Origin of the sequence: Halomonas cerina (assembly GCF_014192215.1) — a bacterium.
Classification (GTDB): Bacteria; Pseudomonadota; Gammaproteobacteria; order Pseudomonadales; family Halomonadaceae; genus Halomonas; species Halomonas cerina.
Genome location: NZ_JACHXP010000015.1, coordinates 1 through 25,859 on the forward strand (window position 1 = coordinate 1; position 25,859 = coordinate 25,859).

A 25,859-nucleotide genomic window follows, 5' to 3' on the forward strand; every position below is an offset into this window, starting at 1 on the left:
GATCACCTTCGCTTCGTTCTTCAGCTTGTCGATCAGCTCATCCACCGAGCCCACCTTGACGCCGCCCTGGCGCTCGGCCGGCGGCTCGACCTTGAGCAGTTTGAGCCGTGACGCCACCTCGACACCCAGCTCCTCCGGGGTCTTGGTGTCCAGCGGCTTCTTCTTGGCCTTCATGATGTCGGGGAGCTTGGCGTAGCGGGGCTCGTTCAGGCGCAGGTCGGTGGTGACGATGGCCGGCAGGGTGAGCTCGACGGTCTGCAGGCCGCCGTCGATCTCGCGGGTCACCTTGAGCGTGCCGTCCTCGACCACGACCTCGGAGGCGAAGGTGCCCTGGGGCCGGCCGGTCAGGGCGGCGAGCATCTGGCCGGTCTGGTTGTTGTCGCTGTCGATGGCCTGCTTGCCCAGTATCACCAGGTCCGGCTGCTCTTCCTCGACCACCTTGGCCAGGGCCTTGGCGGCGCCCAGCGACTCGACGCGTTCGTCGGTCTGCACGTGGATGGCCCGGTCGGCGCCCAATGCCAAGGCAGTACGCAGCTGTTCCTGGGCGGCCTTGGGCCCCACGGTGACGGCGACGACCTCGGTGGCCACCCCGCGCTCTTTCAGGCGCACCGCCTCTTCCACGGCGATCTCGCAGAAGGGGTTCAGGGCCATCTTGACGTTGGTGAGGTCGACGTCGGAGTGGTCCGGCTTGACCCGGATCTTGACGTTGTAATCGATGACGCGTTTGACCGCGACGAGTACCTTCATAGTGTCCTCGCTTGGTTCACTCTCGGAACCTGATGGTTGGTGGGATGCACCCGACGCTGCCCAGCATCCTGCATCCTTATAACCAGCTGGCATGCTTCTAGATATTTCATGCAAGCGTTTGATAGGCGCCGCATCGAAAAAAACTTCGACAATGTGCCATACCCGGGTCCATGGCAACAATCCCCATGCCATGATGCCCCGTAAAAGGAGGATAATGCGATGCACCATCGCAGGGGATGACCCGTTGACGTTATTATGCCTATCATGGGCTCAGGCTAGAAGCAAACGACCGTTTTAAATCCTACCGACGTTAGTGGTAGCCAGGCCATGGACGTCGGGGACAGCGAGGAGAAAACAGGTGGAAGAACAAGTCGAACGCGATTCCATGGATTTCGACGTGGTCATCGTCGGCGCCGGGCCTTCGGGCCTGGCCGCGGCGTGCCGGCTGATGCAGCAGGCCAGCGAGGCCGAACAGGAGCTGACGGTGTGCGTGGTCGAGAAGGGCTCCGAGGTGGGCGCCCATATCCTCTCCGGGGCCGTCTTCGAGCCCCGCGCCCTTCAGGAACTCTTCCCCGACTGGGAGGAACGCGGTGCCCCGCTGACCACACCGGCGACCCGTGACGAGCTCTACCTGCTCAAGGATGCCGAGAAGGCCCAGAAGTTGCCCAACGCCCTGGTGCCCAAGACCATGCATAACACCGGCGGTGACCAGACGCGCTACGTGATCAGCGCCGGCAACCTGTGCCGCTGGCTGGCCGAGCAGGCCGAGGCGCTGGGCGTGGAGGTCTTCCCCGGTTTCGCCGCCCAGGACGTGATCGTCGATGAGGACGAGGTGGTGCGGGGGATCCAGATCGGCGATATGGGCGTGGGCGCCGACGGCCAACCCAAGGACGGCTACATGCCGGGCATGGAGCTGCGTGCCAAGTACACCCTGTTCGCCGAGGGGGCCCGGGGGCATCTGGGCAAGCGCCTGATCGACCGATTCAAGCTCGATGAAGGCAAGGACCCCCAGCACTACGGCATCGGCCTGAAGGAGCTGTGGGACGTGCCCGCCGACCAGCACGAGCCCGGCCTGGTGCTGCACGGCTCCGGCTGGCCGCTGGATAAGCACACCCATGGCGGCTGGTTCCTCTACCATGCGGAAAATACGCAGGTGGTGGTGGGGCTGATCATGGACCTGTCCTACCAGAACCCCTATCTGTCGCCCTTCGACGAATTCCAGCGCATGAAGCACCATCCGGTGCTCAAGCAGTATCTCGAGGGGGGCTCACGGGTCGCCTATGGCGCCCGGGCGATCGCCAAGGGCGGGCTCAACTGCCTGCCGAAGATGACCTTCCCCGGGGGGCTGTTGATCGGCTGCGATGCCGGCACCCTGAACTTCGCCAAGATCAAGGGCCTGCACACCGCCATGAAGTCCGGCCTGGTGGCCGCCGAAGCGGTGTTCGAGGCCCTTGCCTCAGGCGATGAAGGCGGCCACGAGCTGACCGCCTTTACCCAGAAGTGGGAAGACAGCTGGGCCTACCGGGAACTCGACGCGACCCGCAGCTTCGGCCCGGCGATCCACAAGTACGGCACCGTGGGCGGTGGTGCCTACAATTTCCTCGACCAGCTCGTCGGCGGCAAGCTGCCGACCCTGCACGACACCACCCCGGATCACGCCACCCTCAAGAAGGCGGCGGAGTGCGAGGCGATCGACTACCCCAAGCCCGACGGCAAGCTGTCCTTCGACAAGCCCTCCTCGGTGTTTTTGTCCAACACCAACCACGAGGAAGACCAGCCCTGTCACCTCAAGCTCACCGATCCGGAGCTGCCGATCCGCGACAACCTGCCGAACTACGCTGAGCCGGCGCAGCGCTACTGCCCGGTGGGGGTCTACGAGGTGGTCGAGGACGACGCCGGCAAGCCGAAGTTCCAGATCAATTTCCAGAACTGCATCCACTGCAAGACCTGCGACATCAAGGACCCGGCACAGAACATCACCTGGGTGGCGCCGGAAGGCGGGGGTGGGCCGAACTATCCGAATATGTAGGCTGCGGGCTGCGGGCTGCGGGCTGCGGGCTGCGGGCTGCGCCGGCAAGGTTAGCTCGTAGCCTGTCGCTCGAGGCTCGCAGCTGGCGCCAGGTGCCTGGGCTCGCCGCCCGAGGCCCTTAGCCCGCGGCCTGCAGCGCCTGACGCAGCGCCTCCACCACCCGCGTCTGCTGCGCGGCCTCCAAGTAGGGATGCATGGGCAGGCTGAGGATACGCTCGCATAGCGTCTCACAGGCCGGCAGCCGACACCGGGGGTCAGCCAACGCCGGCTGCCGATAGAGCGGCGTCGGATAATGGATGGCGGTGGGAATGCCCGCCTCGGCCAGGCTTGCCTGCACCGCCTCGCGATGCGATACGCAGGTACAGTACTGGGCATAAACGCTGGTGTTGCCGTCCGCGACCCGAGGCGTGATGATGTCCGCCTGCTGCAACAAGCGGTCGTAGCGTTCCGCCACCGCCTGACGCAGCACCACCTCCTCGTCGAAGCTCTCTAGCTTGGCCAGCAGCACGGCGGCCTGCAAGGTGTCCAGGCGGCTGTTCATGCCCAGCCGCGAATGGTGGTAGCGTCGCGCCTCACCATGACGGGCCACCAGACGGATCGCTGAGGCCAGCTCGGCATCGTCGGTGAACAGCGCGCCGCCGTCGCCGTAGGCGCCCAAGGGCTTGCTGGGAAAGAAACTGGTGCAGGCCACTCGGCTCAACGCGCCGGAGCACCGGCCGTGCTGGGTGGCACCGAAACTCTGGGCGGCATCCTCGATCACGGTCAGGCCATAACGGTCGGCCAGGGCCGCCAACGCCGCCATGTCGGCACATTGCCCGAACAGCGAGACCGGCATGATGGCCCGGGTCCTTGGCGTGATCATCGCCTCGCCCCACTTGGGATCCAGCAGGCCGGTCCCCGGCTCGATGTCCGCATAGACGGGCCGGGCTCCCACCAGGGCCACGCTGCTGGCGGTGGCCACGAAGCTGAAGCCGGGCACGATCACCTCGTCGCCGGGACCGATGTCCAGCGCCCTCAGGGCGATCTGCAGGGCATCGGTACCACTGGCGCAGGTGATGCAGTGGGCGACGCCGACCCGCCGGGTCAGTTGACGCTCCAGCGCCTCCACCTCGGGACCCAGCACATAGCAGCCGTGAGCCAATACTGCCTGCATGGCGGCCTCGAGCCGCGGCCTGAGCCGCTGCTGCTGGGCCCCCAGGTCGATGAAGGGCATCATGGCCGCGCGCTCCGCGCCTGTAACAGGGCCAGCAGCCGGGGATGGGCCTCGCCATCCCTTGGCGCCTCGCGCGGTGCCTGACGTACGGCTTGCACGATTTCCAGGCTGTGGCGTATCACTTGGGTCCCGAAGCCGCGACCCGCCAGGATCTCGCGATAGCTGACGACATGCAGGTCGGTGAAGCCAGCGGAAAACTCGAACTCCTCGCCGTCGCAGATCAGCGAACGGTAGGTGGACTGCCGGCCCCGCACCGCTTCCGGCAGGTCCTGGGCATCGATGGACAAGAACCAACGTACCCTGGCCTTCTCGTACTCCAGAAAACCGGCCACCTTGTGGTCATCCCTGTAGTGCACCACGTTACGCTGCAGTTCGCCGAAGATCAGGTGCAACACGTCGAAGAAGTGTACCCCGATATCGGCCTCCACCCCGAACGACTTACGTGGATCGCCCTTCCAGCTGGCCTGGTACCAGGGGCCGCGGGAGGTGATATAGGTCAGCTCGACCTCATACTTGCTATCCTGCCGCTCGGCCACCACCTTGTCGCGCAGCTCATGGATCGCCGGATGATGGCGCAACTGCAGGATGCTGTGGATGCGTCGGCCGGTTTCCTGCTCCATGCAGCGCAACTCGTCGAGCTTGTCCGGGGTGGGCACCAGCGGCTTCTCGCAGATCACGTCGCAGCCCAACTGCAGGCCGGCGACGATATGGGCGCTGTGCAGATGATTGGGGGAGCAGACCACCATATAGTCCAGCGCCTGATCGCCCGTCCGCTTGAGCCGCCAGGCGTGTTCCAGGAAATACTCGAATTGAGTGAAGAAGGCGCAGTCGGTCGAGATGGAATCGAGAATGCCCACCGAGTCATTGATGTCGTAGGCGGCGACCAGCGAATGACCGGTAGCCTGGATGGCCTGCATGTGGCGCGGCGCAATGTAGCCGGCTGCCCCGATCAGCGCGAAATTCATCGGCCATCGGCCCTCGGTTCTCGACCCTCTAGGATAAGAGTAGCGGTGAGAACCGGGTCTGCCTACTGGCCGCGAATCACCGGCCGACCGGGATCGCGGATCCACTCGCTCCAGGAGCCGGGATAGAGCCGGGGCAGCGGTCGGCCAGCCACCCCATAGGCGAGGATGTCATGGCAGGCGGTGACCCCGGAGCCGCAGTAGGCGATCACCTCGTCCCCCCCGGGCAGTTCGGCATCCAAGGCTGCGGGAGCCTTGAAGCGCCCGGCCTCGTCGAGGTTCTCGGCACTGGGTCGGCAGACCGCCCCGGGGATATGCCCCGCCACCGGGTCCACGGGCTCGACCTCGCCTCGGAAGCGCTCGTGGCTGCGGGCGTCCACCATGAGGGCCTGGCCGGACAGCACCTCCTCGGCCGTGGCCCAGGCCTCGTCGCGATAGGTCGGCCTCCAGTCGCTCGGTGAGGGGACGGGTTCACGCCCCAGCGGCAACTCGCCGCCGGCGTCCAGCCAGGCCCGCAGGCCGCCGTCGAGGACACGCACCTCAGGGTGGCCGGCCCAGCAGGCGAGCATCCACCAGGCCCGAGCCGCCGCCAGCTGGCCGCCCCTATCGTCATAGACCACCACCGCGCGGTCGGGCGAGATCCCCAGCCGCTGGATCACCGCGGTGAAGGCATCATGGGAGGGCAGCGGGTGACGGCCGCCTTCCCCTGTCGGCCCAGCCAGATCCCGGTCCAGATCGAGATGCAGACTGCCAGGTACATGACCCTCGCGCCATAAACGCTCGCCGGCGTCCGAGTCCCCCAGCCGCGCCCGGCAGTCCAGTACCCGGGGGGGACGGTCACCGTTTAGGGCGCGGCGCAGTTCATCCGCATCGATCAGCACTTGGCTCAAGGTGTTCTCCTTCCAGCAGTTCGATGGGGGCCCGTCGAGCGATCAGTCGACGCCGACCGGCCTGACGAAAGCGGACCTCGATCACCGGGTTGGCCGGGTCGCCCTCCACCACGCTGATCTCGCCCTCGCCGAAGACCGCATGAGTCAGGCGCTGACCGACGCGATAGTCGACCACCGGCACAGCAACGCCTGCCGGCAAGGCCGCGGCCTCGACGGACAGGGTCTCGCCCAGGGCCGCGAGATAGCGGCGCACCAGGTCGGGATAGGTCACCGGGATCGGGGTCGCGCCCTGTCCCGCCAGTCGGTCGGCGACCCGCTGGCTATCCTCCCAAGCGGTCTCGCCGATGAAGCGACTCGGTCGGTGGTCACCACCATCATGCAGTACCACCAGGCGTTCCCGGGCCCGGGTGATCGCCACATAGAAGAGCCGCCGCTCCTCTTCCAGCCGCGCCGTCGTCAAAGGGTTGTCACGGCTGTAGTGGGGAAAATCCTCCTCGTTGGCACCGGCGAGCAACACGAGCGGCCACTCCAGCCCCTTAGCCCCGTGGACCGTGGTGATCAGCACCCCGTCGTCGCGATTCTGCACCGGCCGGCGCAGTAACTCGATAAAGGCCTCGAGGTCGCCTGTCTCCCCGGCCTGCTCGACCAGTACGTCGAGCAGGCGCACGTCCTCCTCGCCCTTGTCACGCCGCGCCGCTGCCCGCTTGAGCACCTTCTCGGCTTCCACGCTCTCGATCACGTGCTGGAGCAGTCGTGCCGGCGGCCAGGCGCTGAGGCGTGGCAGCTCACAGAGCAGCATCCAGCGACGCTTCAAGGTGCGTCGCTGGTGAGGCCTGAGTTCCGTCAGCAGGGGGACGTGGTGTTCCGGCCAGCGTTGGGTCTCGGCCAGATGCACGGCCAGCGCCGTCAGGCGCTCCCGGGCGACGAAAGGGGTGGGCTGGGCGAGCAGCATGAGCAGGTGACCGGGGTCCTGGAGCAGGCGAGGCTCCCTCGCCAGCATCAGGTAGCCGGCCAAGGCCTCCACCAGCGGCAGGCGGAACACGAAGCGATCCTCCCGGCTCAGCCTGAAGGGAATGCCCTCGCGCAACAAGGCCAGTTGAATGGGCACCGATAGCGCCCAACTGCGTACCAGCAGGCTGGCCTCGTCCAGGCGGCGTCCCTGCCGGCACCAGTCCCCCAGTTCGCCGATCAGCCCTTGGGTCCCCTGTGCCACCGATACCGTGGTCGCCGGATTCCGGGGTGCCGCCAGGCAGAGCTGGTCGGGGCGTCGCCGGTTGGCGGCGATGGCATGGTTGGCCACCAGGGCCAGGGCATGGCCATGCCGGAAGGTCGTTGAGAGGGGATAGTCCCGGGCAGCCCCAAAGGTGGCGGTGAAATTCTCGAGCATGGTATCGGGATGGGCGCCACGCCACTCGTAGATGCATTGGTTGGCATCCCCTACGGCCATGACGGCGGCCTCGCGACCAGCCAGCATCGCCAGCAGGTGCTGCTGGGCGACGTTGATGTCCTGATACTCGTCGATGATGACGTGATCGAGGAAGCCCTGCACCCGGGCATGCAACGCGGGCTCTGCCTCGAGCGCCCGCAGCGGACGATAGAGCAGGTCCGAGTAGGTCATCAGGCCCTGATCGGCCAGCAGGGTCTCGGCATGCTCGAAGGCCGCCACGAAGTGATCGGTCTCCTCGCCCAGGCCGAGCCGGGCATACAGCTCGGCCGGCGGCGCCATCTCCGCCTTCACCAGGCCGCAGAAATGCGCCAGCGTCTCCAGAGTATCGCTTTCCAGCGCCGAGTCGCGAGTCTCGGACGCACTCTCCAGCGCCTGAAGCGTGGCCTGGCGCAGCAGACGCTCGAGTTGCCAGTCGGCGGTGAGTAGCTCACGCGGCGCCAGCACGCCCCAGCGGGTCAGGGTGCCGGTGAGCCGGTGACCCAGGGAATGGAAGGTGCGCACATCGGGCAGCGCCTGACCGGAGGGCGCCATGGCCGCCAGTCGCGACTGGAAGTCTTCCCGGGCGGAGCGGTTGAACATCAGCACCAGCAGGCGTGCGGGTGGCACACCGCACTCCAGCAGGTGCAACACGCGAGCCACCAGAGTGGTCGTCTTACCGGCACCGGCCACCGCCGCCACCCGCGCATGCCCCTCGCCGTGGGCTACCACGGCCTGCTGCTCGGCGGTCAACCGCATGGGAACTCGTCATCGGGCAGTTGCCCGGCCTCCAGGCGCCCCAGGGGATGCCAGGCGCCTCCGCTGGTCAGGCCAAGTTCGTTGCCCCCCTCGTCGAGCTCACGTGACTCCGCCTGTTCCACCAGGCGATAATAGACGTTGCGTCCCAGGCGGGCGACGAGGCCGAAGCGCACCGGCACCTCGGGGACGCTCTCGCCGGCCGGGGTCTCGCCCAGCGCCAGCCGATGACCGGCATCGAGCGGTACCCGGTCACCGACATTGGTGGTCAGCCACCAGCGGCCCTCCGACGCGGGTTCGGCATCGACGATGAGGAAGGGACAGTCCTCGACTCGAATACGCAGTTTCTCGGCCGGCGTCACCAGCACATGGCTGCCGTCGGCCTCACGGCGCAGCAGGGTAGAAAGCAGCCGTACCAGGCGTGGTCGGGTGATGGGCGAGCCCTCATGGATCCAGCGGCCATCGGCAGCGATCACCAGATCCATTTCGCCCTGGTGGTCGGGATGCCAGCGATCCACCGGTGGGATCTCCCCCTCGGGGTCGATATGTGCCAGCAGCGCATCAAGGTTCATCGCGGTGTCCTCCTAACCGGTCTTCTGCTATCAGCCTACACCAGGCCGGCGCTGGTCAGGGCCTCGCGCACGCCCTCCGGCGCCTCCGGGGCAGCTTCACGGAAGAGGTGGTAGAAGTTGGCCGTGGTCTGCATGGCCACCTCCGCCACGCTGATGCCTCGCTCGGCGGCGATGCATTCGGCCACCTCGACCACCCAGGCCGGTTCGTTGGGCCTGCCGCGATGGGGCACCGGGGCCAGGTAGGGGCTGTCGGTCTCGATCAGCAGCCGGTCCAGCGGCAACCGCCGGGCCAGCTCGCGGACCGACGCGGCATTGCGAAAGGTCACGATGCCCGACAGCGAGATGTAGAAACCGTGACGCACCGCCTCCCGGGCCATGTCCAGGTCCTCGGTGAAGCAGTGCAGCACGCCGCCCACCGCCGGGTCGGTGTGCTCGCGAATCAGCGCCAGGGTATCCTCACGGGCCTCCCGGGTATGGATGATCACCGGCAGCTCGAGCTCGCGGGCCGCGATCAGGTGGCGGCGGAAGCGTTCGTGCTGGACCTCGCGTGACACACAATCCGGAGCCTTCTCCAGATAATGGTAATCGAGACCGGTCTCGCCGATGGCCACGGCTCCGAATCGTTCGGCGCATTCCCTGATGGCCGCCACGCTCGGCTCCTCGAGCACCCGATGTAGGGGATGCACGCCGGCGGAGATCACCACATCGCCATGCTCGCGACTGAGGGTAGCCAGTCCCGGCACGTCCTCCAGGGTGACGGCGATGGCCAGAAACTGACGCACGTCCCGGCCCCGGGCGGCGTCGAGAGCGGCGGCCAGGTCGCCGCCATGGGTCGTCGCTGCCAGGCGATCGAGATGGCAATGGGAGTCGATAAACATACGCGAAAACACCGATGGTAATGAATCAGAAGGCAGTGATGGGCCTCTCTCGATCGGCCCTGGGCGCTGGGCGCTGGGCGCTGGGCGCTTTAAAGCGTATAGGTGGGGGTGCCCCTGTCGAGCTGGCCGGCCAGCAGGGTCTCGATCCGGTCACGCACGCCCTGGTCCTCGGCACTGAAATGGATACCGATGCCGGGCACGCGATACCCTGACACCCCCTCCGGCGAGACCCAGACCACCCGGCCGGTCACCGGCAGACGCTCACTCTCCCCCGGCAGCATCAGCAGCAGGAAGACCTCCTGGCCGAGGTCGTAGCTTTCGCGGGTCGGCACGAAGATGCCCCCGCGTTCGAGGACCGGCATATAGGCCGAGAGCAAGGTCGGGATGTCCTGAATGGTTAGGGACAGGGCTTTCTGTGCGGCCATGGGACTCTCCTCAGGAGCGTAGCAGCGTTGACCAGCGCACCAGCCAGGACTCGATCACGAGTTGGGGGTTGGGATTGCCCCCTTCGGCCAGCAGGCGGCGCTGTTCACGCGCATAATCCAGCAGGCGAAACCAGTCGCGGACCCGAGCATTCTTGACCGCCTGGCGATAGAGCGGTAACAGATCGGGGTTGCGCAGTTCCTCGGTCTCGCCGGACAGCCCCAACCGGATCAGGTCCTCGAGCCAGGCGATACCGTACCATAGGATGGCGTCGACCGACTGTCGCTCCAGCCTGGCGGCCTCGGCCACCGGCTCGCCGCCGCGCACCAGGGCATCGAAGGTCTCATGGAGCTGTTGGCGCAGGACACGAGCATCCGGTTCGGCCAGTTCCAGGGCGCGCAACGGCAGGCCTCCGGCGGCACGCCACCAGAAGCGCGCTTCGTCATGCCCGCCCAGGCGCTCGGCCAGCCACGCCAGGCAATCTTCCTCGGCAGGCGCCGTCAGGCTCCAGTGCTGGCAGCGTGAGCGGATGGTGGGGAGCAGGTGCGAGGGAATATCGGACAGCAGCAGGAAGAGCGTACGTCCACCGGGCTCCTCGAGACTCTTGAGCAGCGCATTGGAGGCGGCCACGTTCATCGCCTCGGCCGGGGCCATCACGATCACCCGATAACCGCCCTGCTGGGCGGTCTGGGCAACGAAGGCGTTCACCTCACGCACGGGAGCAATGCGGATCTGCCGCTTGCCCTCCTCGGGAGCGACCCGTAATAGATCCGGATGGTAGCCGGCGGCCAGCATCCGGCAGGCATGACACGCCCCGCAGGCGAGGCTCCCCGGAGACGCACAGAGGGTCCGGGCGATCAGTGCCTCGGCCAGCGACGACTTGCCCACGCCATGGGGGCCGGACAGTAGCAGGGCATGGGGTAGACGACCGGCATCGGCGAGACGCGTGAGTTCCTGCCAGCGCGGCATCAGCCAGGGCAACGGACGGGGACTCGCCTCGAGGCTCATGTCCACTCCGCCAGCTTGCGGTCCAGAAGCCGGCGCAGCTGGGCCTGGACCTCCTCGAGCCCGACCGCGGCATCGACCACCGTCATGCGCTCCGGGGCCGACGCGGCTTGGGCCAGGTAGGCCCGGCGCACGGCCTCGAAGAACTCGGCACGCTCGCCCTCGAAGCGGTCACGCCGGCCACCCTCACGGTCGAGGCGTCCCTCGAGACGCTGCTGGGAACCCGCCATGGGCATGTCCAGCAACAGGGTCAGGTCAGGCTCGAGCCCCTGCTGAACGAAGGTCTCGAGTTCGGCGATACGCGCCCGATCGATGCCACGCCCGCCCCCCTGATAGGCGTAAGTGGCATCGGTGAAACGATCGCAGACCACCCAAGCTCCCCGCTCCAGGGCGGGACGGATCACTCGGGCCAGGTGCTGAGCACGGGCGGCGAATATCAGCAGCAGCTCGGCATCGGGATCGAGCGGCTCCTCGCCGAACGGGTCAAGCAGCAGTCGACGCATGGCCTCGGCCCGGGGGGTGCCGCCGGGCTCACGGGTACGCACCACCTCGAGGCCTCGGGCCTCGAGGTGGTCGGCGACCAGCGACAGGTTGGTGGACTTGCCCACGCCTTCGCCGCCTTCCAGGGTGATGAAACGTCCGCGACGCGACATGACGACTTCCCGGTTCAGGGTGAATGGATCAACGGTTGCGGATATAGCGGTTCACGGCATTGTTGTGCTCGCGCAGCGTGCGCGAGAAGTGATGGCTGCCGTCACCGCGGGCGACGAAGTAGAGCGCCTCGCCATCCGCCGGATCCACCGCCGCCTCCAGCGAGGCGCGTCCTGGCAGGGCGATCGGCGTCGGCGGCAGTCCCTCGATCACATAGGTATTGTAGGGCGTGGCTTCGCGCAGATCGGCCCGAGTGATATTGCCATCGAAGCGCTCGCCCATGCCGTAGATGACGGTGGGGTCGGTCTGCAGACGCATGCCCCGCTCCAGACGACGGGTGAAGACCCCGGCGATGCGTCGACGCTCGCCGGCCACGCCGGTCTCGCGCTCGATCAGCGAGGCCAGAATCAGGGCCTCGTCAGGCGTCTCGAGGGGCAGATCCTCGGCACGACCGGTCCATATCTCTGCCAGGATCCTGTCCATCCGCTCCATCGCCTGACGCAGGAGCGCCAGGTCGCTCACGCCTTTGTGGTAGCGGTAGGTATCGGGGAAGAAGCGCCCCTCGGGATGCAGCCCCTCACGCCCCAGCCGGGCCATCACCTCGGCATCGGAGAGTCCCGTGGTACGATGCTCGAGCTTCTCAGCCGCGGCCAGGGCCGCCCGCATCTGGGCAAAGGTCCAGCCCTCGGGAACGGTCAGCGGATAGGTGATCCGCTCGTGGCGGTCCAGCAGCCCCAGCAGCTCACGGCCAGACATGCCCGGGGTCAGGCGATACTCCCCGGGGCGCAGTTCGGGCACGGCCTCGGGCTCGAGCCGCACCAACAGCCGGTAGGCCCAGCCATCGCCGATGATGCCCTGAGCAGCGAGATCACCGATCACTCGGTGGAACCCCGCCCCTTCGGGAACCTCATACAGGGTCGGCTCGGCCACCTCGAGGGGGGCCTCCAGCCGGGTCTGCCAGTAGCGATGGCCGGCGAAGGCCGCCACCGCGGCCAGAATCAGCAGAACGGCCAGGATCTTCACCACACGGCCCATACGTCTTCCTCGTTCAATGGTCTCTCACCTCTGGCACGGGATAGCCCAGCAACGCCTGGGCCTCGGCCTGCAGCCATCGATGCGGCGGTCCGAGTGACCAGCGGTGCTGTGCCCGGCCGTCAGGGTCATCCAGACGGGTCACCGGCCACAGTCCCTGGACGGAGTTGCCCAGCCAGAGTGCCTCGGCGTCGTTGAGCACCTCGGGACCGACGGCGACCTCGTGAAGCGCGACACGCCCCTTCAGCGCCTCGCGCAGGGTGCCGGCCACGCCGCAATGATCGAGCCGGGGGGTTTCCAGACGCCCTCCTCGCTGCCAGAAGAGGTTCATGCCGGTGGCCTCTACCAGACGGCCCTCGCTGTCGCACAGCAGCCCCTCGGCCGTATCCGGATCCTGCCACTCGCGACGTGCCAGGACGTTCTCGAGCCGATTGAGGTGCTTGATGCCGGCCAGGACCGGCTGGATGCCCAGCCGTAGCCGGCAGTGACGGACCCGGACCCCCTCCCACCAGCGGTTCGGGGTCGGAGCGAAGGGCAACAGCTGCCAGCGCAGGCGAGGCTTGGGCGGGTCCGGGGCGAGATAGCCACGACCACCGCTGCCCCGTGTCACCATCAGCTTGAGGACGGCCAGGCCCTTGGGTGCCTTCGCCAGGGGTCGCTCGAGATCCGCCTGCCGAGGCGCCGGGAATCCCAGGACCTCGGCACCGCGAGCCAGGCGCGCCAGGTGGTAATCCCACAGCACCGGGAACCCGTTGCGCACCAGCACCGTCTCGAACACTCCGTCACCGTAGGCCAGCCCGCGATCATCGAAGGGCACCTCCTGCCCGGGCATCAGGCCCAGGGGGGCGCCGTCGTCGGCCGTGGTGCTCACACCTTGGTGAAGACCAGGGTGCCGTTGGTGCCACCGAAGCCGAAGGAATTCGACAGGCTGATGTCGACCTTCATCTCGCGGGCGGCGTGGGGGACGTAGTCCAGCACGCAGCCTTCCTGGGGGTTGTCCAGGTTGATGGTCGGCGGGGCGACCTGGTCACGGATGGCCAGTATGCTGAAGATCGCCTCGACGGCGCCGGCGGCCCCCAGCAGGTGCCCGATCATCGACTTGGTGGAGCTCACCGCCACATGCCGGGAGGCCTCGCCCAAGACCCGCTCCACCGCCCGGCTCTCGGCCAGATCGCCGGCCGATGTCGAGGTGCCGTGGGCATTGATGTAGTCGACCGCTGCGGGATCGATGCCGGCATCACGGATGGCATTGGCCATCGACAGGGCGGCACCGCGGCCATCTTCCGGCGGTGCGGTCATGTGATAGGCGTCGTCGCTCATGCCGAAGCCGGTCAACTCAGCGTAGATGGTGGCCCCGCGGGCCTTGGCATGTTCGTACGCCTCGAGCACGATCACGCCGGCCCCGTCGGAGAGCACGAAGCCGTCACGATCGCGGTCCCAGGGGCGGCTCGCGGCGGCCGGATCATCATTGCGCGTGGAGAGTGCCCGGGCGGCCGAGAAGCCGCCCAGGCCCAGCGGCGTAGTGGCCATCTCGGCGCCGCCGCAGATCATCACGTCGGCATCACCGTAGGCGATGGTACGGGCGCTATAGCCGATATTGTGAGTCCCGGTGGTGCAAGCCGTGGTGATGGCGATATTGGGGCCCTGGAAGCCATGCTGGATCGCCAGGTTGCCGGAGATCATGTTGATGATCGACCCGGGCACGAAGAACGGCGAGATGCGCCGCGCGCCGCCCTTGAGCATCGCACTGTGATTGTGCTCGATCATCGGCAGCCCGCCGATCCCCGAGCCGATGGCGACCCCGATCCGACCGGCATTCTCCTCGGTGCACTCGATACCGGCATCGGTGATCGCCTGAGCGCCGGCCGCCATCCCGTACTGGATGAACAGGTCCATCTTCCTGGCATCCTTGGGATTGAGATAGGGGCTGATGTCGAAATTCTTCACCGAGCCACCGAACCGTGTGTTGAAGCCGCTGGGGTCGAAGTGCTCGATGGGGGCGATACCACTCTTGCCGGCCAGGATATTGGCCCAGCTCTCCTTCACGGTATTCCCCACTGGTGTGACCAGGCCGAGACCGGTCACCACTACCCTTCTGCGAGCCATCAGCTTTCCTCCAGACATCAATGGTGTCGCGCCCCCGCCGGGAGCCGTCATTGGGCACATTATACCCGACTCTCTGCGTTGTGCCTTCCGCGAACCGGCGTCACCAATAGCGCGAGAGCCGCCCTGCATGACAGGACGGCTCTCCTCGGGGGCCCCGCCCCCGGACACATCAGCAAGCGGTGCCGAACGCCCTGTTACTGGTGGGCGTTGACGTAGTCGATGGCTTCCTGAACGGTCGTGATCTTCTCGGCTTCCTCGTCGGGGATTTCGGTATCGAATTCCTCCTCGAGCGCCATCACCAGCTCGACGGTATCCAGGGAATCAGCGCCCAGGTCTTCGGTGAAGGAAGAGGAGTTCTGGATATCTTCTTCCTTGACGTTCAGGCGCTCGGCCACAACCTTCTTCACGCGCTCTTCGATGGTGCTCATTATGACGTACTCCAGTCGTTCACGTTAGCCGTTCTGATGATCAGCCGTTAAATCCGCAAGCCCAAAGCTGCGGGGTAGTTTATAGACCGCTCTGGGTCGACGCAACAGGCGTAAGGCACGCCCTTAGCGCATGTTCATGCCACCATTGACATGCAGCGTTTCGCCGGTGATATAGCTTGCCGACTCCCCGGTCAGGAAGCCCACCGCCGCGGCAATCTCCTCCGGCTGACCGAGTCTGGCCAGAGGAATCTGGTCGAGCAGCAGTGTCTTCTGCTCCTCTGGAAGCGTGCTGGTCATGTCGGTGGCGATGAAGCCCGGCGCCACCACATTGACGGTGATGGCCCGGGAGGCGACCTCTCGGGCCAGCGCTCTCGTGAACCCCTCCATGCCTGCCTTGGCGGCCGCATAGTTGGTCTGGCCAAGGTTACCCATGGTGGCCACCACCGAGCTGACCGAGACGATGCGCCCGAAACGGGCCCGGGTCATGCCACGCAGGCACGCCTTGCTGACGCGATAGACCGACTTGAGATTGGTCTCCATGACCGCGTCCCACTCGTCCTCCTTCATGCGCATCAGGAGATTGTCACGGGTGATGCCGGCGTTGTTGACCAGGATGGTCGGCGCACCGAACTCCTCGGTGATCGACTTCACCAGGGCGTCCACACTGGCCGGGTCGGTGACATCCAGGCGACGCCCTCCTCCCTCGATCCCTTGGGCCTTGAGGTCGGCCTCGATGCGCTCGGCACCGGCATCGCTGGTAGCGGTGCCGATCACGATCCGTCCCTGGCGTCCCAGCTCATGGGCGATGGCACGACCGATACCACGACTGGCACCGGTAATCAGGGCGACTCTACGCTCGATTGTCATGCTCTCTTCCGTCTCCATCCGGGGGTGAATCAGCCATTGGCCGACGGTGCCTGGCCCGCCGTCTCGCGGGCCAGCTCGAGGGCGGCATCGAGGCTGTCCGGGTCATTGACCGCCAGCCCGCGACTGCCCCGCGCGATTCGCTTGTTGAGCCCGGTGAGCACCTTGCCCGGGCCGCACTCGATAAACACGTCCGCACCGTGGTCGATCAGCGCTTCGACACAGGCGGTCCAGCGCACCGGCTGATAGAGCTGCTCGATCAGGCGGGTACGCAGCGTAGCCACGTCGGCATGCGCCTGGGCGTCGACGTTCTGGAACACCGTATAGCGCGGCGCCCGCAGTTCGACCTCGTCCAGCGCCTCGGCCAGCCGCTCGGCGGCCGGACGCATCAGCTCGCAGTGCGACGGCACCGACACCGGCAGCGGCATGGCACGCTTGGCTCCGGCCTCCTGGCATGCCGCGATGGCCCGCTCCACGGCCGCCTTGCTGCCGGCGATCACCACCTGGCCCGGCGCATTGTAGTTGACGGCGGCGACCACGTCGCCCTCGGCGGCCCGGGCACAGGCTGCCTCTACCTCGCCATCGTCGAGCCCGAGAATCGCCGCCATGCCTCCCTCACCCGCGGGCACGGCGGCCTGCATGGCCTCGCCCCGCAACCTGACGAGCCGTACGCCCTGAGCAAAAGGCAGCGTACCGGCACACACCATGGCGCTGTATTCGCCCAGGCTGTGGCCGGCCATGGCCAGGGGACGCGGCCCTTCGAGCTCCTGCCAGACACGCCAGATAGCCACACTGGCCGTCAGCAGTGCCGGCTGCGTGCAGGCGGTAGCATTGAGTCTCTCGGCCGGGCCTTCCTGGACCACCTGCCAGAGATCGTATCCCAAGGCATCGGCGGCCTCCTCGAAGGTAGTCCGCACCACGCTGTAGCGCTCTGCCAGCTCGCGCAGCATACCGATCTGCTGGGAGCCCTGCCCGGGGAAGACGAGGGCAAGGGGTTGGGTCATGTCGATCACCTTTGCTCTTGTTGGCGATCGCCGACAGCGGTCGTGGAGACCGGTGCCGGCGCATGGTGCCGGGGTCCTTTCCCGGCGGATACCACCCCGGCAGCACCGGGGCGGCAATGAACCAGTTCGGCGGCCAGTCGGCGCGGCAGGTCGTGCCTCACCTCCTGTACCGCCCGCCCCACCGCATAATGGAAGCCAGTGGCATCGGCACTGCCGTGACTCTTGATGACGATGCCATCCAGCCCCAGCAGGCTCGCCCCATTGTAGCGCACGGGATCGAGTTCGTTTTTGAGGCGCCTGAGCGCCGGTCTCGCCAGCAACCCGACCAGACGGCCGCTCCAGTGCGCCCCGAAGGCCGACTGCACGCGCTGCACCAGCATTCTCGCCAGCCCCTCGCTAGCCTTGAGCACGACATTACCGACGAAGCCGTCACACACCACCACGTCGGCCTCGCCGGAAAAGATCCCATCGCCCTCGATGAAGCCGAGGTAGTTCAGGTCCGGCAACCGGCGCAGGAGTTCGTCGGCCTGCTGGACGCTGACGGTCCCTTTGGTGCCCTCGACGCCCACATTGATCAGGGCCAATCGCGGCGATGGCAAGCCATCGATGTGGCGCGCCATGGCCTCGCCCATTAGTGCGAAGTCGACCAGTCGATCGGCGGAGGCCTCCACATTCGCCCCCAGATCCAGCAGATAGCAACGCCCCTCACGGCGCGTCGGGATCGCCGTACTGATGGCGGGGCGCGGAATACCGGCCACCGTACCCAGCGCCCGGCGCGACAGGGCCATCAGTGCCCCGGTATTGCCGGCGCTGACCCCGGCCTCGGCCTCGCCCTTGGCCAGGTCGCCGAGCATCCTCGCCATGCTGGTGTTAGCACCATGGCGCAACACGTCGGATGGACGTTGGTCCTGACGGATCACGTCGGGGGCATCGCTGACCTGTAGACGCGAGGCCGCCGCGGCGAGATGCCGCGGCAGTCGGGAGATCTCGTCTTCCAGTCGGCCAGCCGGGCCGTACAGTCGAAGTTCGAGATGCGGATCGGCGACGACCGCACTGGCCGCCCCCGCCACGGTGGCCAGGGGACCAAGATCCCCGCCCATGGCATCGACGGCGATACGCACGTCAGTCGCCGGGCATCACCGCAAGCGTCGCCGTCACCTCAGGCCTCGACGACCTTGCGACCCCGATAGAAGCCATCGGGGGCCACGTGGTGACGACGGTGGGTGGTACCGGTCTCCTTGTCCTGGGACAGGGCCGGGGCCGCGAGGGCGTCGTGGCTGCGGCGCATGCCGCGCTTGGAACGGGTCTTGCGGTTCTGTTGAACTGCCATGGGATGTCACTCCAGAGTGAACGTTGAATCAAGATTTGCCCTTGAGGTGCCTGAGCACGTCGAAGGGGCTGTCGGCGGGCGCCTCAGAGGTCTCGGCAGGCGCCGTGCTGTTCAGCTGCTCGGGCGAGACCTGGCACTCGGCCTCGTCGTGGTAAACCACCTGGGGCAGGCTGAGGATGAGCTCATCCTCCACCACTGCCAGCAGGTTCAGCTGTTCGTCCTCCACCAGCACCGGCTCGTGGGTACTCGGCAGTTCGGCGGCCAGGGCATCGCTGGTCACCATGCCGAGCAGGAAATCGCTCTCGACGCGCTGGGGCATCGGCGCGAGACAACGCCGGCAGGCCAGCAGCAGGTCGGCTTCCAGCCGCCCGCTGATCACCCGACGCCCCTGGGCATCGATGGTGAAATCCAGCCATACCCGGGCGTCCCCCGCCTGCTCCCCGATCGCCTCGGTGAGGCGCGCCAGTTCAGCGAGGGCGACAAGGCCTTCCAGGTGTTCGTCATGGGCAGCGAGCCGATAGGGCTCGACCCTGCCAGGGAGTCGTGAGGTCAACATAGGCGCGCAATGATAGGCACTCCCCCAGCCCCTGTCAAAGCCGCCATCGCCAGGGGGTACACTGCCCCTTTGCCCAAGGAGAAACCATCATGTCACGCCTGGTACTCGCCTCCGGATCCCGCTTCCGCCGACGGTTGCTGGATCGACTGGAATTGCCCTATGTCTGGCAGAGCCCGGACATCGACGAAACCCCGCATCCCGGGGAGTCCCCCGAAGCTCTGACCCAACGCCTGGCGCTGGCTAAGGCCGATCGGCTGGCCGAGGCCTGGCCGGATCACCTGATCATCGGCGCCGATCAGGTGGCCGTCTTCGATGGCGAGATCCTCGGCAAGCCCGGCGACGAAGCCACAGCGAGGCGGCAGCTGTGCCGTTTCTCGGGCCGGCGCGTGCGCTTCCTCACCGGGCTGGCACTGATCGACACCCGCCGCCTGCATCATCGCGTCTGCCACGAGACCTACGACGTGGTGTTTCGACCGCTTAGCGAGGCGGAGATCGCCCGCTACGTGGCGCAGGAACGCCCCCTGGACAGCGCCGGCAGCTTTCGCATGGAGGGCCTGGGCATCGCCCTGTTCGAGCGTCTGGAGGGGGATGACCCCAATACCCTGATCGGCCTGCCGCTGATCCGGCTCTGCGCGATGCTACGCGAGGCCGGGCTCGACCCCCTCGGCGGGCGCTAAGCTGCGGGCTGCGGGCTGCGGGCTGCCAGCCAACCATCAACTGCCCGACGCTCGTAGCCCGAGGCCCGTGGCTAATAGAGCTGATAGCGCAGCGGCGCGACGGCTCTGGGCAGGCCGAGCCACTCGGCGGCGACGCGACCGAACTGCCGGGAGAGTCGTTCGAGAGGATCCAGGCTGGGCGTATAGTCCCGCACACGCGGTGCCTCGAGACGCTCGAGGGCAAGGCTGTCGAGAGTGCCGAGGGTGTCGACCAGCCCCAGTCCCATGGCTTGCTCGCCGGTCCAGAGCAGACCACTGAACAACCGCTCATCCTCGGTCAGGCGCCCGGTTCGGCCGGCTTTTACGTCCTCGATAAACTGCCGATGAGTGGTCTCGAGCACCCCTTTCCAGAAGTCGCGCTGTTCGGGGGAAATGTCCCGGAAGGGATCGAGGAAGGCCTTGTTGTCTCCCGCGGTGAAGATACGTCGCTCCACGCCGAGCCGGTCGATTGCCTCCTCGAAGCCGAAACCGGCATGAATCACCCCGATCGACCCCACCAGGCTGGCCGGCGCGGCGACGATCTGGTCCGCCGCAGCGGCGATATAGTAGGCACCACTCGCCCCGATGTCCTCGATCACCGCAATAACCGGCTTGTCGCCGGCCTCGCGCAGGCGCATCACCTCGTCATATATACGCTGCGACTGCACCGGACTGCCACCAGGGCTATCGATGTGCAGCACCACCGCCTCGGCATCCGGCACCTCCCAGGCGCGCCTCAGCCCTTCGATGATGCGCTCGGCACTGGCCTTGGCATCACCATCAATCACGCCCTCGACCTTCACTACGCCAAGGTGGGGGCCCTCCATGACGCTGCGCCCCGGGGCCAGGAAGAGCCCATACAGGGTGGTGATCAGCGAGGCCAGGATCAAGGCGGCGAAGAAGAAACGGAAAAACAGCTTCCAGCGCCGCGAGCGGCGCTGTTCCGCCACGACGCCACCGATCCAGCGATCGAGCATCTGCAGCTCGGCCAATCGCCGGCGCTCCCGGAGCGTCTCGATGTCCTCCTCTGGGGCCGCGGCATCCGCCTCATGGCGCCCGTCACGGACCTTGCGCGCGTCCCGCGCCTCCTCGGGCGACAGCTCCGGCCCCGAGGTCCAGCGGTCGTCCTGATGATTGTCGCTCATGCTCTCTCCTTGATCGAGGCCCGATGACCCAGCATCAGGCGTGCAGCCAGTCGAAGAGATCGGCGGCGCGCTCGGCGGTGAAGACCGGACGGCTGATGGCGAGACGCTGCGGGGCGTGCACGCCGTAGGTCACCGCCACCCGGTCCATACCCAGGGCACGGGCCATCTCCATGTCGTATTCGGTATCACCGACCATGACCGCCTCGGCGACCCCGATATCCAGCTCGGCCAGCAATTCCTCGAGCATCCGCGGGTGCGGCTTGGAGCGAGTCTCGTCGGCGGTACGGCTGGCATGAAACCAGCGCCCGCTGTTGCTCTCGCGGAAGATGCGCTCAAGCCCGCGGCGACTCTTGCCGGTGGCGACCGCCAGACGAAGGGTCGGGTTGGCTCGCAACCGTTCGAGCCCCTCTTCCACGCCAGGATAGAAGCGCATGGGGGTTACATCCCCTTCGACGAAGTGATAGGCATAACGTGCCCGCAGCAGCTCGGCACGCTCGGTATCGATGCCGGGACAGAGCGTGGCGATCGCCTCGGGCAGTCCGAGGCCGATGATATTGCGTACCGCCGCATCCTCCAGCTCGCCCCAGCCCGCCTCCCGGGAGGCGGCCTGCATGCAGGAGACGATACGGGCCACGGAGTCCATCAGGGTGCCGTCCCAGTCGAAGATCATCAGTCGATAGCGCATGGTGGCTCCTGGTATCAGCGGAAAGGACGGGCGCGCTCGAGCACTCCCTCGAGTGCCTCGCCCAGCGGGGCCCGGATCTGTACCGGACGACCGCTGGTGGGCTCGGGAAAACTCAGTGAGGCGGCATGCAGGAAGAGCCGTGACAGGTCCAGCCGGGCGGCCAGTCGCTCACCCTCGCGGGTGCCGTACTTGTCGTCACCCAGCAAGGGATGGCCGGCATAGGCGGCATGCACGCGGATCTGGTGGGTGCGCCCGGTGATGGGCTCCGCCTCGACCAGGGTAACGCCGGCGAAGGTCTCGCGCACCGCGAAGCGCGTCCGGGCCACCTTGCCGGCCGGGTCCACCCGTACCCGGCGCTCGCCGTTGCCGGCGTCGAAGCGATCCAGCCGCGCGCTGACGATGTCGCGCCGCGCCGGCCAGCGTCCGGCCACCAGCGCCAGGTACTGCTTGGTCATTTCGTGTCGCTTGAGGGCAGTGTTCAGGGTCAACAGAGCCGGACGCGACTTGGCCAGGAGCAGGCATCCCGAGGTATCGCGATCCAGGCGGTGGACCAGCTCGAGGAAGTCCAGGTCCTCGCGGACCTGGCGCAGGGCCTCGATCAGGCCGATCTTGACTCCGCTGCCGCCGTGCACGGCGAGCCCCGAAGGCTTGTTGATCACCAGCCAATCGCGGCCTTCCAGCAGCACGCTACCGGCCAGCAGGTTGCGCAGGTTGTCGCTGACCTCGCGCACCGCCTCCCGGGGGGCTAGCCGCAGCGGCGGAATGCGCACCATGTCCCCCGCCACCAGCCGGGTATCGGCCTTGACGCGCTTCTTGTTCACACGCACCTCGCCCTTGCGCACGATGCGATAGACCAGGGCGCGTGGCGCCCCCTTGAGGCGGCTCATGAGGAAATTATCGACCCGCTGCCCCGCCTGGCCCTCGGTCACTTCCACCCACTTTACGTCGCGGCCTTCGGCCATGCCGGCACTCCACTGGAAACCTGCGGAAAACGCGTATTCTATCGCAGAGCGGGCCCTCCTGCGCCAATTGCCGGTACCCGGCCTTTACTGTTATATTGTCGGCTCGCTCCAGTGGGCCACCTGTGCCACGCCGAGCGCCTGCACGACAGACACGCAGGCCGGAGCGAAAAGATCAGGCCGCGACGACTCTCGCCACACCGAGGTCCCGCCGCCGAACAGCAAGCATGCAACGCCACGCTCGGCTCCCTGGAAGGCTCCACAGGACCAACGGGGACCCGGGATACGTATAACAACGTGCCGGAGGCCGGCGTCGGCGAATCGATGAATGCCAGGTGTTGGCGGTGACCGCAGGGCCGGATGGGCGATGTTCCACCGAGACATGTTCTGCCTCCGCCACGTACTCAACATGATCATGCCGGCACGGGGCCTCTCGTCGAGGCGTCCCGGGGTCGGACGGGCGCAGTACCGCATCCGCGACATGCGCTGAGCACAAGCACGCTGCACCCAGCGGTTCGCCGACGTCGACGCCCATGGGCGCCCACCGGCGCGTCCATTTTGCGAGACAACATGAAACGGATGCTCATCAACGCGACCCAGCCCGAAGAGCTGCGCGTCGCCTTGGTCGATGGACAACGCCTCTACGACCTGGACATCGAATCCGGTGCCCGGGAACAGAAGAAAGCCAATATCTATCGCGGCAAGATCACCCGCGTGGAACCCTCTCTCGAAGCCGCCTTCGTCGACTTCGGCGCCGAGCGCCACGGCTTCCTCCCCCTCAAGGAGATCTCCCGGGAATACTTCCTGAAGGAGCCCTCCGGGCGCCCCAGCATCAAGGAGGTGCTCAAGGAAGGCCAGGAAGTCATCGTCCAGGTCGACAAGGAGGAGCGCGGCAACAAGGGCGCGGCCCTGACCACCTTCATCAGCCTGGCCGGTCGCTTCCTGGTGCTGATGCCCAACAACGCCCGGGCCGGCGGCATCTCCCGGCGTATCGAGGGCGAAGAGCGCAGCCAGCTCAAGGAAGCCATGGGCCAGCTGACCGTGCCCGACAAGATGGGACTGATCGTGCGCACCGCCGGTATCGGCCGCTCCACCGAGGAGCTGCAGTGGGACCTCGACTACCTGATGCAGGTCTGGGAGTCGATCACCGAGGAGGCCGGCAAGCGCTCCGCCCCCTTCCTGATCTACCGGGAATCCAACGTCATCATCCGCGCCATGCGCGACTACCTGCGCCAGGATATCGGCGAGGTGCTGATCGACAGCGAGCAGGTGCATCAGGAAGCCCTGGCCTTCATCCGCCAGGTGATGCCTTCCTACCAGCAGAAGATTAAGCTCTACGCCGACGAGGTACCGCTGTTCTCGCGCTTCCAGATCGAGTCGCAGATCGAAACCGCCTACGAGCGCGAGGTCAAGCTGCCCTCCGGTGGCTCCATCGTCATCGACCACACCGAGGCACTGGTCTCCATCGACATCAACTCGGCCCGCGCCACCCGTGGCAGCGACATCGAGGAGACGGCACTGCAGACCAACACGGAGGCCGCCGACGAGATTGCCCGCCAGCTGCGCCTGCGTGACATTGGTGGCCTAGTGGTCATCGACTTCATCGACATGAGTCCGGCACGCAACCAGCGTGAGGTCGAGAACCGCATGCGCGATGCGCTCAAGCTCGACCGCGCCCGGGTCCAGATCGGCCGCATCTCGCGCTTCGGGCTGATGGAGATGTCCCGCCAGCGCCTGCGGCCCTCGTTGGGCGAGACCAGCGGCGTGGTTTGCCCGCGCTGTGATGGCCAGGGCACCATCCGTGACGTGCGCTCGATCTCGCTGTCCATCATGCGCCTGATCGAGGAAGAGGCCATGAAGGAACGCAGCGCACAGATCCGTGCCATCGTACCCGTGCCGGTGGCCACCTACCTGCTCAACGAGAAGCGCAACGTATTGGCCGACATCGAGCGCCGCCAGGGCGTCAGGGTGGTGGTGCTGCCGAGTGCCGACATGGACACCCCGCACTACGACGTCCAGCGCCTGCGCGATGACCATGTCGAGGAAGAGGGCACGACAAGCCAGTCAAGCTTCGAGCTTTCTACCGAGACCGAGATCGGCAAGGAGCCCGAGTCTGCCTTCGGCAAGCCGGTCCAGCGGGCCGAAGCCGCCGTCAAGACGGTCATCCACCACGAACCCGCCCCCGTCTCGCTGCAGCAGGAGGAACCCGCCCGGCCCACCGCAGCTGTCGCCGCCCCGCCGACGCCTCAGCCCCAGGCCGGTGTACTGGGACGCCTGGTCAAGGGGCTGGCCAGGCTGCTGGGCAGCGAGGAAGAGGCCAACAAGGCTCCCGAGTCGCCCACGGCTCGGGAGCAAGAGGAGCATCAGGCCCCTCCATCTCGTCCGGCCAGCGGCCCCCGTAGTCGTGACGACCAGCGCAGCGACAAGGCCGCTGGCGGCAACGGGCGACCGCGTAACCGCCGTGGCCCGCGCCAAGAGCGCGGCGAGACCGGCCGCGATGACACTCGCACGTCCAAGGCCCAGCGTCAGGGCGAGGCCAAGGCGGAGCAACCCGAAGGGCGCGGAGGTCGCGGACGTCGTCAGGACGATGGCCGTCAGGCGCCGGAATCCCGCAAGGCTCAGGAGGAGGCTCGTGGCCAGCCTCGCGAGACCCGCAAGCCCCAGGAAGCGGATGCCGAGCGCGGCAAGAGCGAGCTCCGTGCCCCGCTGCAGAAAGGCGAAGCGCCGGCGGAGGCCAGCGCGGCCGATACCACACCCAAGCGCACCCGCAACAACCCGCGCCAACGGCGTCGCCAGCATGCCATCAACCCGAAGGCTCTTGAGGAGCAGGAAAGGCTCCAGGCCGAGGCCGCCCGGGTCGCTACCGCAGAGGCGGAGGTCCAGCCGGCGGAGGACAAGGTGAGTCAGAAGCCGGCGCCCCAGGCCACGCAGCAGCCGGAAGCCCAGGCCGAGCCAGCGCCCGACGTCAAGAAGGCCGAGCCGACGCCTGACGCCAAGGCCGAGCCAGCGCCCGACGCCAAGAAGGCCGAGCCGACGCCTGACGCCAAGAAGGCCAAGCCGACGCCCGACGCCAAGAAGGCCAAGCCAGCGCCCGACGTCAAGAAGGCCGAGCCGACGCCTGACGCCAAGGCCGAGCCAGCGCCCGACGTCAAGAAGGCCGAGCCGACGCCCGACGCCAAGGCCGAGCCAGCGCCCGACGTCAAGGCCGAGCCAAAACCCGACGCCAAGGCCGAGCCAGCGCCCGACGTCAAGGCCGAGCCAAAACCCGACGCCAAGGCCGAGCCAGCGCCCGACGTCAAGAAGGCCGAGCCGACGCCTGACGCCAAGGCCGAGCCGAAACCCGACGCCAAGGCCGAGAGGCCGGCCAGCCGGCGTCGCCGCCGCCGTGCCCACAACGACCCGCGGGAGATCCGCCGTCGTGAGCAGGAGGCCAAGCGTCAGGAGGGCAACCAGGGCTGAGTCCGGCTCACCCCGCTAGACGCGCCCTGTTAACTAGAACGCCCGTG

At 67.1% G+C, this 25,859-nt stretch carries 25 protein-coding genes; 3 read left to right on the plus strand and 22 right to left on the minus strand.

Going from position 1 to position 25,859, the window contains the following annotated elements; all coding sequences use genetic code 11:
• Positions 1-747, minus strand: a 747-nt coding sequence (locus FHR94_RS13955; protein ID WP_183326340.1) for an electron transfer flavoprotein subunit beta/FixA family protein, incomplete at its 3' end; no start/stop codon positions are given.
• A 385-nt stretch (positions 748-1,132) separates the two neighbouring features.
• Between FHR94_RS13955 and FHR94_RS13960 the strand changes: the two genes are divergently transcribed.
• A complete protein-coding gene (locus FHR94_RS13960; RefSeq protein ID WP_183326516.1) occupies positions 1,133-2,776 on the plus strand; it encodes an electron transfer flavoprotein-ubiquinone oxidoreductase in 1,644 nt (547 codons plus the stop codon).
• Between the two features lie 118 nt (positions 2,777-2,894).
• Here the strand turns inward: FHR94_RS13960 and FHR94_RS13965 are convergent, their stop codons facing one another.
• From FHR94_RS13965 to FHR94_RS14050, 18 genes are all read right to left on the minus strand, one after another.
• Positions 2,895-3,992, minus strand: a complete 1,098-nt coding sequence (locus FHR94_RS13965; RefSeq protein WP_221188489.1) for a DegT/DnrJ/EryC1/StrS family aminotransferase — start codon at positions 3,990-3,992, stop codon at positions 2,895-2,897.
• Positions 3,989-4,954: a Gfo/Idh/MocA family oxidoreductase gene (locus tag FHR94_RS13970; protein WP_183326341.1), complete on the minus strand. Its 966-nt coding sequence runs from the start codon at positions 4,952-4,954 to the stop codon at positions 3,989-3,991. Before FHR94_RS13970 ends, FHR94_RS13965 begins: the two co-directional genes overlap by 4 nt.
• Positions 4,955-5,016: 62 nt before the next feature.
• Positions 5,017-5,832 carry a sulfurtransferase gene (locus FHR94_RS13975; protein WP_343064674.1) on the minus strand — a complete coding sequence of 272 codons (816 nt, stop codon included), beginning with the start codon at positions 5,830-5,832 and terminating at the stop codon, positions 5,017-5,019.
• Positions 5,813-8,023: an ATP-dependent helicase gene (locus FHR94_RS13980; protein ID WP_183326345.1), complete on the minus strand. Its 2,211-nt coding sequence runs from the start codon at positions 8,021-8,023 to the stop codon at positions 5,813-5,815. Before FHR94_RS13980 ends, FHR94_RS13975 begins: the two co-directional genes overlap by 20 nt.
• Positions 8,014-8,592, minus strand: a complete 579-nt coding sequence (locus tag FHR94_RS13985; protein WP_183326347.1) for a DUF1285 domain-containing protein — start codon at positions 8,590-8,592, stop codon at positions 8,014-8,016. Before FHR94_RS13985 ends, FHR94_RS13980 begins: the two co-directional genes overlap by 10 nt.
• A 35-nt stretch (positions 8,593-8,627) precedes the next feature.
• Positions 8,628-9,470 (minus strand): TatD family hydrolase, encoded by an 843-nt coding sequence (locus tag FHR94_RS13990; protein ID WP_183326350.1) that lies wholly within the window; start codon positions 9,468-9,470, stop codon positions 8,628-8,630.
• Positions 9,471-9,559: 89 nt separating this feature from the next.
• Complete coding sequence (locus FHR94_RS13995) at positions 9,560-9,895, minus strand: PilZ domain-containing protein (protein WP_183326352.1); 336 nt, start codon at positions 9,893-9,895, stop codon at positions 9,560-9,562.
• Positions 9,896-9,905: 10 nt separating this feature from the next.
• Positions 9,906-10,901 (minus strand): DNA polymerase III subunit delta', encoded by a 996-nt coding sequence (locus FHR94_RS14000; RefSeq protein WP_183326354.1) that lies wholly within the window; start codon positions 10,899-10,901, stop codon positions 9,906-9,908.
• Positions 10,898-11,551 carry a dTMP kinase gene (gene tmk / locus FHR94_RS14005; RefSeq protein WP_183326356.1) on the minus strand — a complete coding sequence of 218 codons (654 nt, stop codon included), beginning with the start codon at positions 11,549-11,551 and terminating at the stop codon, positions 10,898-10,900. The genes FHR94_RS14000 and tmk overlap by 4 nt, the downstream gene beginning before the upstream one ends.
• 28 nt (positions 11,552-11,579) lie before the next feature.
• On the minus strand, positions 11,580-12,584 hold the full coding sequence (gene mltG, locus FHR94_RS14010) for an endolytic transglycosylase MltG (RefSeq protein WP_183326358.1): 1,005 nt from the start codon (positions 12,582-12,584) through the stop codon (positions 11,580-11,582).
• A gap of 13 nt (positions 12,585-12,597) precedes the next feature.
• Positions 12,598-13,413 carry an aminodeoxychorismate lyase gene (gene pabC / locus FHR94_RS14015; RefSeq protein ID WP_183326520.1) on the minus strand — a complete coding sequence of 272 codons (816 nt, stop codon included), beginning with the start codon at positions 13,411-13,413 and terminating at the stop codon, positions 12,598-12,600.
• Between the two features lie 35 nt (positions 13,414-13,448).
• Positions 13,449-14,687 carry a beta-ketoacyl-ACP synthase II gene (gene fabF / locus FHR94_RS14020; protein WP_183326360.1) on the minus strand — a complete coding sequence of 413 codons (1,239 nt, stop codon included), beginning with the start codon at positions 14,685-14,687 and terminating at the stop codon, positions 13,449-13,451.
• A 194-nt stretch (positions 14,688-14,881) separates the two neighbouring features.
• The gene (acpP, locus tag FHR94_RS14025) at positions 14,882-15,115 is read right to left on the minus strand and encodes an acyl carrier protein (protein ID WP_008956801.1); all 234 of its coding nucleotides are present in this window, start codon (positions 15,113-15,115) and stop codon (positions 14,882-14,884) included.
• A 123-nt stretch (positions 15,116-15,238) separates the two neighbouring features.
• Positions 15,239-15,982 carry a 3-oxoacyl-ACP reductase FabG gene (fabG, locus tag FHR94_RS14030; protein ID WP_183326362.1) on the minus strand — a complete coding sequence of 248 codons (744 nt, stop codon included), beginning with the start codon at positions 15,980-15,982 and terminating at the stop codon, positions 15,239-15,241.
• A gap of 29 nt (positions 15,983-16,011) precedes the next feature.
• Positions 16,012-16,983, minus strand: a complete 972-nt coding sequence (gene fabD, locus FHR94_RS14035) for an ACP S-malonyltransferase (protein ID WP_183326364.1) — start codon at positions 16,981-16,983, stop codon at positions 16,012-16,014.
• A 5-nt stretch (positions 16,984-16,988) separates the two neighbouring features.
• Positions 16,989-18,104, minus strand: coding sequence for a phosphate acyltransferase PlsX (plsX, locus tag FHR94_RS14040; RefSeq protein WP_183326366.1), 1,116 nt, complete (start codon positions 18,102-18,104; stop codon positions 16,989-16,991).
• Positions 18,105-18,142: 38 nt separating this feature from the next.
• The gene (rpmF, locus tag FHR94_RS14045; RefSeq protein ID WP_183326368.1) at positions 18,143-18,313 is read right to left on the minus strand and encodes a 50S ribosomal protein L32; all 171 of its coding nucleotides are present in this window, start codon (positions 18,311-18,313) and stop codon (positions 18,143-18,145) included.
• Between the two features lie 28 nt (positions 18,314-18,341).
• The gene (locus tag FHR94_RS14050; protein WP_183326370.1) at positions 18,342-18,869 is read right to left on the minus strand and encodes a YceD family protein; all 528 of its coding nucleotides are present in this window, start codon (positions 18,867-18,869) and stop codon (positions 18,342-18,344) included.
• 89 nt (positions 18,870-18,958) lie between these two features.
• Between FHR94_RS14050 and FHR94_RS14055 the strand changes: the two genes are divergently transcribed.
• On the plus strand, positions 18,959-19,546 hold the full coding sequence (locus FHR94_RS14055) for a Maf family protein (RefSeq protein ID WP_183326372.1): 588 nt from the start codon (positions 18,959-18,961) through the stop codon (positions 19,544-19,546).
• Positions 19,547-19,617: 71 nt separating this feature from the next.
• Here FHR94_RS14055 and sppA read toward each other — a convergent pair whose 3' ends face one another.
• From sppA to FHR94_RS14070, 3 genes are read right to left on the minus strand one after another with little or no spacing between them, the layout of a single operon-like run.
• On the minus strand, positions 19,618-20,709 hold the full coding sequence (sppA, locus tag FHR94_RS14060) for a signal peptide peptidase SppA (protein WP_183326373.1): 1,092 nt from the start codon (positions 20,707-20,709) through the stop codon (positions 19,618-19,620).
• Positions 20,710-20,743: 34 nt separating this feature from the next.
• Complete coding sequence (locus FHR94_RS14065) at positions 20,744-21,394, minus strand: HAD family hydrolase (protein ID WP_183326375.1); 651 nt, start codon at positions 21,392-21,394, stop codon at positions 20,744-20,746.
• Between the two features lie 14 nt (positions 21,395-21,408).
• Complete coding sequence (locus FHR94_RS14070; RefSeq protein WP_183326377.1) at positions 21,409-22,356, minus strand: RluA family pseudouridine synthase; 948 nt, start codon at positions 22,354-22,356, stop codon at positions 21,409-21,411.
• A gap of 567 nt (positions 22,357-22,923) precedes the next feature.
• On the opposite strand from FHR94_RS14070, the gene rne reads away from it, so the two are divergent.
• Entirely contained in the window at positions 22,924-25,812 is a 2,889-nt protein-coding gene (rne, locus tag FHR94_RS14075) for a ribonuclease E (protein ID WP_183326379.1), read from the plus strand.
• Positions 25,813-25,859 lie beyond the last annotated feature (47 nt).